Below are 6,594 nucleotides of genomic sequence, written 5' to 3' on the forward strand. Positions count from 1 at the left end.
AGGCAGGATAGCTTTGAAACTCATGGGAAAGGTTTATCGGTTGTAAAAAATTCTGATATCTTTTGATTTATTTTCCTCAGAAGCTCATCTTTTCCTCTGCCTGTTTTCGAAGAATACATAACTACTTCTTCGTCAGCAATACTGAGAGCTTCAATCAATCTTTTCTTTCTATTTATAAGTTTGTTAGATGACAATTTGTCACTCTTCGTAAAAACAAAAATAAGAGGCACATTATGATATTTTGCCCATTCTTTCATTTGGAAATCCTCTTCGCTAGGTTCAACACGGATATCGAGAAGAAATACTATTATAAGTCTATCCTTACATTTTAATAGAAAATCATTGGTTGTTTTGGATATGTTATTTCGGACTTCAAGAGAAGCTTTTGAGAATCCATATCCGGGAAGGTCCACAAAGAAAAGCTTCCCGTTGATTGAAAAAAAATTGACAAGTTGAGTCCTGCCGGGAGTTGAGCTTGAACGAGCAAGCTTTTTATTTCCTGTCAGACTATTTAGAAGAGATGATTTCCCGCAGTTTGTCCGTCCTGCAAAGGCTATATATGGTATATTGCTTGATGGCAGTTTCTGCCTTTCATTAAATGAACAATAAAAAGAAGCAGTTATCTTCTTTGGAATGAATAGCTTAATGTTTTGTTGTTGATGTTGACGATGATGCTTCACCGGCTATTGGCTCAGAAATAAAATCTTTATCAAAAAAGAAATCGTCAAGTTTTGCCTCTCCAGGAATTTCTTTAACGAGGGCAGTTTTCAATACCTCATCTACCTCTTTTACCAAAACAAATTTAATATCTTTTTTTACATTTTCTGGAATATCTTTTAAATCCTTCTTGTTATCTTCAGGTATAATCACTGTAGTTATTCCACCCCTATGGGCTGCTAAAACCTTCTCCTTCAATCCGCCTATTGGCAACACTCTTCCGCGAAGAGTAATTTCCCCCGTCATAGCAACATCATTTTTGACAGGAATTCTCGTTATGGCCGACGCTAACGCTGTTGCCAATGCAATACCAGCAGAGGGGCCATCCTTGGGAATTGCACCTTCCGGCACATGGATATGAATATCAATCTTTGAGAAAAAGTTTTTGCTTACACCCAACATCTTGGAACGGGAGCGCAAATAACTGAAAGCTGCCTGGGCAGATTCCTGCATTACATCACCAAGTTTTCCTGTAAGCGTAAGCTGTCCTTTCCCAGCCATAATAGTTGCTTCTGTAATCAAAAGCTCACCGCCAAATTCTGTCCATGCAAGCCCAGTCGTCTGGCCTATCATTAACTCTTTTTCTTTTACACCAAAGCGGTATTTTTCCACGCCAAGATAATCCGGTACATCTTTCTCATCTATTTTGACTTTCAAACCTTTGCCTTCTTTTACAATCCTTTTTGCAATCTTTCTGCAAATTGAAGCAATTTCTCTTTCAAGATTTCTTACACCTGCCTCTTTAGTATAATTTCTAATAATCTTTAAGATAGCTTCATCAGTTATTTCAAGATTTTTAGATGTAAAACCATGCGCCTTGAACTGTTTTGGTACCAGATATTTTTTTGCAATATTCAGTTTCTCATCTTCTGTATAACCCGGAATTCTTATTATCTCCATTCTATCCTGCAATGGCTGGGGTATTGCATGGAGTACGTTTGCTGTTGTTATAAAAAGTACCTGAGATAGGTCATAATCAACATCTAAATAATGGTCGTTAAAGGTGTCATTCTGTTCAGGGTCCAACACTTCAAGAAGCGCTGCAGAAGGATCTCCCCGAAAATCCATAGACATCTTATCGACTTCATCCATTAGAAAAACCGGATTTTTTGTTCCTGCTCTTTTCATACACTGCATTATCTTTCCCGGCAAAGCTCCTATATAAGTCCTGCGATGTCCTCGAATTTCAGCTTCATCCCTAACCCCGCCAAGAGATATTCTGACAAATCTCCTGCCTAATGCCCTTGCAACGGATTTAGCCAAAGATGTTTTTCCAACACCCGGAGGACCAACAAAACAAAGGATAGGACCTTTCAATTTTTTGACAAGCTTCCTGACTGACAAAAACTCGATGATTCTCTCTTTTGCTTTTTCAAGCCCATAGTGGTCTTCATCAAGAATTTTTTCCGCTCTCTCAATCTTTAATCTATCTTGTGTCTTCTTATACCAAGGAATGCTTATTAACCAATCAAGATAATTTCTTACCACAGTCCCTTCCGCAGACATTGGAGGCATTGTTTCCAACTTCTTGAGTTCTTTCATCGCTTTTTCATGGACGGCTTGAGGCATTCTTGCTTGAATTATTTTTTCTCTTAATTCATCTATCTCCGATTTACCCTCATCATGCTGTCCTAATTCGTTTTTAATTGCTCTCATCTGTTCATTAAGCATAAATTCACGATTTCTTTTTGAAGACTTATAGCGTCCCTGCATCTTCTTTCCGGAAACGATATTTTCTATTTCCCTGTCAAGGAAATTGATAAGGTTCTCAAATCGTTTTGCAACATTGCTAATTTCAAGCAATGCCTGCTTATCCTTCATCTTGAGGACAGTGTGTGCCGCTATCGTATCTGCAAGGCGTCCGGGCTCTTTTATATTGATTATTGAAGCTAATGCATCAGCTGATATATGTTTTCTAAGCTTTACATACTCCTCAAAGAGTGAAATCGTTCTTGTCAACAATTGTTCAAGCTCATATGAAAAGGTAGTTTCATCAGGCATTTCTGTGATTAAAACTTTAAAATATTCTTCATCCTGAAGAAATTCCCTAATTCTTATCCTTGACAACCCTTCAACAAGAATTTTGACTGTTCCATCATGCATCTTTAACATTTGCAAAATTTCACCCTTTGTACCTACTCTGAAGATATCTCCTTCCGTTGGATCATTTATGCTTGCCTGCTTTTGAGCCGAAAGAACAATCTTCTTATCTCGTGACATTGCTTCATCAAGCGCTTTCACGGATTTTTTTCTTCCCACAAAAAGTGGAATGATCATATTGGGGATCAAAACTACATCACGCAAAGGAACAAGAGGATAAGCAATATCGTCTTCTGGTTTTTTATCTTTTTTAAAAATCATAACTTTTCCCGTTTGAGGTTTCTTTTAAAGTATTAGTATTAACTTGCCTTTTTGTAAAGGATTATCGGACTTGCGTTGTGAATTATTACATCTTCGTTTATTACACATTCCTCAATTGTATTTTGGGAAGGTAACTCATACATAATGTCAAGCATTATTGACTCAAGAATTGCTCTCAATCCTCGAGCGCCTGTCTTTCTTTTAATAGCTTCTTTTGCAATAGCTTTCAAGGCATCATCTGAAAAATGCAGCTTGACATTTTCAAGTTCAAAGAATTTTTTATATTGTTTCAGCACTGCATTTTTTGGCTCCGTGAGAACCTTTACCAATGCTTCCTCATCCAATTCTTCAAGTGTAGCAACTACAGGAAGTCTTCCAACAAATTCTGGAATCAATCCATACTTAATTAGGTCTTCTGGCTGCACCTTTTCAAGTACTTCTTTCACTTCCATCTTATCCACTGAAGTTTTTGCCCCCATAAACCCCAAAGTTTTCTTACCTATCCGCTGTTCAATGATTTTCTCCAGACCTACAAAGGCGCCGCCACAAATAAACAGAATATCAGTTGTATCCACCTGTATAAATTCCTGATGAGGGTGTTTTCTTCCGCCCTGCGGAGGCACACTCGCCTTTGTCCCTTCAATTATCTTCAGTAGCGCCTGTTGGACTCCTTCACCGGAAACATCTCTTGTAATCGAAGGACTTTCAGTTTTGCGGCTGATTTTATCTATTTCATCAATATAAACGATACCCTTTTCCGCCTTGCTTACATCATAATCAGCGGCTTGCAAAAGTTTCAAAATAATGTTCTCAACATCCTCTCCTACATAGCCTGCTTCAGTCAAAGTAGTGGCATCTACGATTGTAAAAGGGACATCCAATATTTTAGCCAGCGTCTGGGCAAGAAGTGTTTTACCCGAACCGGTAGGCCCAATGAGAAGTATGTTGCTCTTTGTCAATTCAACATCATCGTGTTTGCCTTTATTGTTAATCCTTTTATAATGATTATATACGGCAACAGATAAAATTCTTTTTGACCTTTCCTGACCAATTACATAGTTGTTCAGTATTTCATTTATTTCCTTTGGTTTCAGAAGTTTATAACTTTCCTTTATCTCTTCTTCACAAAGATCCTTTTCAATGATTTCACTGCATAGAGCTATACATTCATCACAAATAAATGCAGACGGTCCTGCTATTAGCTTTCTTACCTCGCCCTGACTTTTATTGCAGAATGAACAATAATGGCCACGACTTGTCACAATCTATCTCCTAAATAATTATTCTCTTTTATCTATAACTTTGTCAATTACACCATATTTTTGCGCTTCTTCGCCGCTCATAAAAAAATCTCTGTCTGTATCCGCTTGTATCTTTTCCAAAGTCTGTCCTGTATGTTTAACCAAAATTCTGTTGAGCATATCCTTTATCCGAAGTATCTCTTTTGTTTGAATTTCTATGTCGCTAGCCTGGCCTCTAAACCCGCCCAATGGTTGGTGTATCATTATTCTCGAATGAGGAAGTGAATATCTATGGCCCTTTGTCCCTGCAGCCAAGAGAATTGCCGCCATACTAGCTGCTTGTCCCATACAGATTGTCGATACAGGACATTTTATATACTGCATTGTATCATAGATTGCTAATCCAGCAGTTACAACACCACCAGGACAATTTAGATAAAGATGGATTTCTTTTTTTGGATCTTCACTCTCAAGAAAAAGCATTTGCGCTATAATGAGATTCGCCAACTGGTCTGTAATCTCCTGTCCGATAAAAATAATGCGGTCCTTCAAAAGTCTTGAATATATATCATATGACCTTTCCCCGCGTCCTGTTTGCTCAACTACTATCGGGACAAGACTCATTTAAATTCTCCCTTTGGTTTATTATTTCATTATACCAACGCTTTAAATATTAGAATAGCCCAATAAAAAGTTCAAGACCTTTTCTTCCAAAATTGCTTTCTTTAAATATGGAAGAACTCCTATTTTTTCATAATCTCTCTTCAATTGTTCAAATTCTTTCTTATATGCTTCTGCATGTTTTTTTATTTCTTCATCAACTTCTTTTTCTTCGACTTCTATCTTCTCTACTGAAGCTATTTTTTCTGCCAAAAACGACATTTTTACTTTTTTCTCAGCTTCTTTTTCAATTTCATTAACGAAACCAATGACTTCGTTTTCGTTAAGGTCAGAAATTTTAGTTCCCATTCTTTTGAGGTTGTTTTCCCAATTTTTTATCATACTTTTTGCCTCATCTTCGACGAGCGATTTAGGGACAGAGATGGGATTGGCTTCTATCAATTTTTCAACCAGTTCCTTTTGGGCATCACTTAAAGCGGCATCTTCTTTGTTTTTCAAGATCTTCTCCCTAATGTCTTTTTTTAGCTCTTCAAGAGTATTGTACTCTCCTACATCTTTTGCAAATTCATCGTCCAAATCAGGCATTATCTTTTCATGAATTTCTTTAAGTTTTATTTTGAAAATTGCCTCTTTGCCTGCCAATTCTTTCTGGTGGTAATCTTCAGGGTATTTAACAGAAACTTCCTTCTTCTCTTCCTTATTCATTCCTATGAAAGCTTCTTCAAGCTCCTCAATCAGTTCTTTTCTCCCCAGTGTTGCTTTGGACTCCCTTGTTGAAATCAATTCTTTATTATCTTCTGCAAGAGACAATGAAAAATCGAAAACTACAGAATCCCCCTCTTTTGCGGCACGTCCTTCAACAGGTTTTAACTCTGAATGACTATCTCTCAATCTTTCAATTGTTTCATCAACCTCTTCTTCCTTAACCTCAACTTCCTTCTTTTCTACTTTGATATCTTTATAATTTACATTATCAATTTCCGGTTTAACTTCCACATTGATAACAAATTCAAGGGGTTCACCCTCTTGAAAAACATAATCCTCAAGCATATAGTTACCTACAACATCCAAATTGAAGTTTTTTATCGCTTCTTCGCATGCAGATGGTATAATCCGTTTTATAAGGTCTGATTCAAGAGCATCTTTATAATAACGCTTTACTACATCTTTTGGAGCTTTGCCTTTCCTAAATCCTTTAATTTTTGCTTCTGCTGAAACTTTTTTTACAAGGCTATCGTATTCTTCTGCGACCTTCTCTTTTGGAATTTGAATCTTTAACTTTCGATTACATCCCTCGATATTAGTTATTTCTGCTTGCATTTTTTTTCCTTTCCTAATTGAGCTTTTTGTCTAAAAACAATCCTTTAAATTTGAATTTTCGATTTTTTTAAAAAGAGCATTTTGGAAAAATCAAAAAACAAGAACATAAATTCATCAAACAAATTGTCCTGGAACTTTCTATTCTTTTTGGTATTCAATCATAGCGGCAGGCGTTTAATCCACTACTGTAATGTTAAATTGCCCGATATGATTAGTCCATCAACTATTTGAATTATTAATACATCTTTTTTGCAGTTAAAGTCAAGTATTAGAATAAAGAACCTTACGAAACAAAAAAAAAATTCCACTCAAAAATAGAATTCAGTCAATTCAA

Annotated in this window: 5 protein-coding genes; all 5 read right to left on the bottom strand. The window is 36.5% G+C overall.

Annotated features, from left to right (window positions below):
• Positions 1-20: 20 nt before the first annotated feature.
• From D6734_07405 to tig, 5 genes are read right to left on the bottom strand one after another with little or no spacing between them, the layout of a single operon-like run.
• Positions 21-680: a YihA family ribosome biogenesis GTP-binding protein gene (locus tag D6734_07405; protein ID RMF94555.1), complete on the bottom strand. Its 660-nt coding sequence runs from the start codon at positions 678-680 to the stop codon at positions 21-23.
• A complete protein-coding gene (locus D6734_07410) occupies positions 643-3,078 on the bottom strand; it encodes an endopeptidase La (GenBank protein ID RMF94556.1) in 2,436 nt (811 codons plus the stop codon). The genes D6734_07405 and D6734_07410 overlap by 38 nt, the downstream gene beginning before the upstream one ends.
• A 38-nt stretch (positions 3,079-3,116) precedes the next feature.
• The gene (gene clpX, locus D6734_07415) at positions 3,117-4,343 is read right to left on the bottom strand and encodes an ATP-dependent Clp protease ATP-binding subunit ClpX (protein RMF94557.1); all 1,227 of its coding nucleotides are present in this window, start codon (positions 4,341-4,343) and stop codon (positions 3,117-3,119) included.
• 15 nt (positions 4,344-4,358) lie between these two features.
• Positions 4,359-4,943 (bottom strand): ATP-dependent Clp endopeptidase proteolytic subunit ClpP, encoded by a 585-nt coding sequence (gene clpP / locus D6734_07420; GenBank protein RMF94558.1) that lies wholly within the window; start codon positions 4,941-4,943, stop codon positions 4,359-4,361.
• Between the two features lie 42 nt (positions 4,944-4,985).
• A complete protein-coding gene (gene tig, locus D6734_07425) occupies positions 4,986-6,278 on the bottom strand; it encodes a trigger factor (protein ID RMF94559.1) in 1,293 nt (430 codons plus the stop codon).
• Between the last annotated feature and the right edge of the window lie 316 nt (positions 6,279-6,594).

The organism is Candidatus Schekmanbacteria bacterium (assembly GCA_003695725.1).
Lineage (GTDB): Bacteria > Schekmanbacteria > GWA2-38-11 > GWA2-38-11 > J061 > J061.